Source organism: Mesorhizobium sp. M1E.F.Ca.ET.063.01.1.1, from assembly GCF_003998155.1.
GTDB lineage: Bacteria > Pseudomonadota > Alphaproteobacteria > Rhizobiales > Rhizobiaceae > Mesorhizobium.
The window spans coordinates 1-2867 of the sequence record NZ_RZSC01000738.1; the positions used below are offsets into that span (position 1 = coordinate 1).

Annotated in this window: 3 protein-coding genes; 2 read left to right on the top strand and 1 reads right to left on the bottom strand. The window is 63.7% G+C overall.

All coding sequences use genetic code 11. The features are described 5' to 3' along the window. Window positions 1–801, top strand: an 801-nt coding sequence (era, locus tag EOA29_RS31475) for a GTPase Era (RefSeq protein ID WP_127222084.1), incomplete at its 5' end; no start/stop codon positions are given. A gap of 97 nt (window positions 802–898) precedes the next feature. Continuing rightward, window positions 899–1792 (top strand): aminoglycoside phosphotransferase family protein, encoded by an 894-nt coding sequence (locus tag EOA29_RS31480; RefSeq protein ID WP_127222085.1) that lies wholly within the window; start codon window positions 899–901, stop codon window positions 1790–1792. Window positions 1793–1831: 39 nt separating this feature from the next. Here the strand turns inward: EOA29_RS31480 and EOA29_RS31485 are convergent. Next, a partial coding sequence (locus EOA29_RS31485) for a mechanosensitive ion channel domain-containing protein (protein WP_127222086.1) occupies window positions 1832–2867 on the bottom strand: 1036 nt, incomplete at its 5' end.

A 2867-nucleotide genomic window follows, 5' to 3' on the forward strand; every position in this document is an offset into this window, starting at 1 on the left:
ATCGTCACCCACAAGGTGCAGACAACCCGCGCGATCGTGCGCGGCATCGCCACGCATGAGAACGCGCAGATCGTCTTCGTCGACACGCCCGGCATCTTCAAGCCGAAGCGCCGGCTGGACACGGCGATGGTCACCACCGCCTGGGGCGGCGCCAAGGATGCCGACGTCGTCGTGCTTCTGATCGATGCCGAACGCGGCATCAAGGGCGATGCCGACGCCATCCTCGACCGGCTGAAGGACGTCCAGCAGCCGATGCTGCTCGTCCTCAACAAGGTCGACCGGGTCAAGCCGGAGACGCTTCTGGCGCTGGCATCGGCAGCAAACGAAAGAGTTCCGTTCAAGCGCACCTTCATGGTTTCGGCGCTCACCGGCTCCGGCTGCAAGGACCTGCTCGACTATCTTGCCGAGACGCTGCCGGCCGGGCCCTGGTATTATCCGGAAGACCAGATATCCGACCTGCCGATGCGCCAGCTCGCGGCCGAGATCACCCGCGAGAAACTCTATCTGAGACTCCATCAGGAGCTTCCCTATTCCTCGCATATCGAGACCGAGAAATGGGAAGAGAAGAAGGACGGCTCGGTGCGGATCGAGCAGGTCATCTATGTCGAGCGCGACAGCCAGAAGAAGATCGTGCTCGGCCACAAAGGCGAGACGATCCGCGCCATCGGCCAGGCCGCGCGCGCCGAGATCGCCGAGATCCTCGAGCAAAAGGTGCATCTCTTCCTGTTCGTGAAGGTGCGCGAGAACTGGGGCGACGACCCCGAGCGCTATCGCGAGATGGGGCTGGAGTTTCCGCACTGATGCATGTCGCCCAAAAGTGCGGCGCGGTTTTGGGATGACGACATGCATGACTCAGATGCATGCCGTCTAAAACCGCGCAGCGATTTAGGACAACGACATGCATGACCCGAAAGTGGAAATCGACACCGATCTCGTGCGCCGGCTGGTCGATGCGCAGTTTCCGGAATGGCGGCATTTGCCGGTGAAGCCCGTCGCGTTCGGTGGTTGGGACAACCGCACCTTCCATCTCGGCGACGAGATGACAGTCAGGCTGCCAAGCGCGGCTCCCTATTCGCTGCAGGTCGAGAAGGAGCAGCGCTGGCTGCCGAAGCTCGCGCCGCATCTGCCGCTGCCGATCCCGGAGCCGCTGGCCATGGGCGAGCCGGTCGCGTTCTATCCGTGGCACTGGTCCGTCTACCGCTGGATCGGTGGCGGGACGGCCAAGAACGGACGCGTCGCCGATCTCAGCACGTTCGCGCTCTCGCTCGCCGATTTCCTCGTCGCCCTGAAACGGATCGATCCGACCGGCGGGCCAGGTCCTGGCCAGCACAATTTTTATCGCGGCGGACCGCTGACGGTCTATGACGGCGAGGCGAGGCAGGCGATCGCAGCACTCGATGGCCAGATCGATACACAAGCCGCCACGACGGTCTGGGAAGCGGCCCTGGCCGCCACCTGGCACGGCTCGCCCGTCTGGTTCCACGGCGATGTCGCCTCAGGCAATCTCCTGGTCGAAGACGGCCGCCTGAGCGCCGTCATCGACTTCGGCACCTCCGGCGTCGGCGACCCGTCCTGCGACCTCGCGATCGCCTGGACCTTTTTCGAGGGCGAAAGCCGGGAGGCTTTCCGCACCGCCATCGCGGTCGATGAGGCGACCTGGGCGCGCGGCCGCGGCTGGACGCTATGGAAGGCGCTGATTACCGTTGCCGGACATGACGCCAACCAAGCCGAGGTCGGAAGGCAGCGCCGGGTGATCGACGAGGTGCTCGCCGATCACGAATGCTGGGCGTAACGCGGATCCACGCTTGGACAATCTCCCGAGCGGTCCCTGCTAGGAAACCTCGGTCTGGTCGGGCGCATCGTGCCCTTCATCGGGCGGACCGTCCTGGGTGACCTTGGTCTTGCGCCCGCGTTTGGGCGACTTGGCCAATGCAGCGTTTGTCGCCGCGCTGCGCTTGGGCCTTTCCGTCGCAAGCTTTGGCCCGGGCCGCTTGATGCGCGGCGGCGGTGACTTTCCCGCCTTGTCTTCGCCGCCCATGTAGAACGTCACATGAGGGAAAGGTATCTCGATGCCGCGCTCCTCGAAGACCTCCTTGATGATCTCGTTATAGGCGCGACCGAGGGCAAAATGCTTTCCGGGCTTGGTCTTGATGCGGGCCCGAACCAAAATGGCGGAGTCGGCGAATTCGGTCACGCCATGCATCTCGAGGTCGCCGATGATGTCGCCCGCGAACCCGGCCTCCTTCAGTTTGTCGAAGGCCTCGTGCATCGCCTGCTTCACCTCGGGAATGCTCGCCCCGTAATCCACGCCGATCGATGCGACGTGATAGCTGAAGGTCTTCATGAAGTTCGTCACGGCATCGACGGAAGAGAACGGGATGAGATGATAGGCGCCGTCGAGGGTGCGCAACGACACGGACCGGATTGTCAGCCGCTCAACGGTGCCTGTGACCCCTCCTGCGGTCACCACATCGCCTTCGTTCATCGCGTTCTCGAACTGTATGAAGGCGCCGGTGATGATGTCCTGCACCAGTTTTTGCGCCCCGAAGCCGACAGCGAGGCCGACAACGCCGGCGCCGGCAAGCAGCGGGCCGATGTTCACGCCAAACTCGGACAGCACCAGCATGACGATGAGGACGCCCAGCGCGACCACGAAGGCATTGCGGAACAGGGCGAGAAGCGTCCGTTCGCGCGGGGAGGGGACATGGCCGTAATTCGGATTGAGGCGATATTCCACCCACGATTGGACGGCGAGATAGATCAGGCCGCCGACCAGCATTATCAGGATCGCGGAAACGATTGAAACGGCGAAGCGCTGGCCGACTTCGCTCGACAGCCACCCGACGACGTCTGCCGCTCGCCAGAAC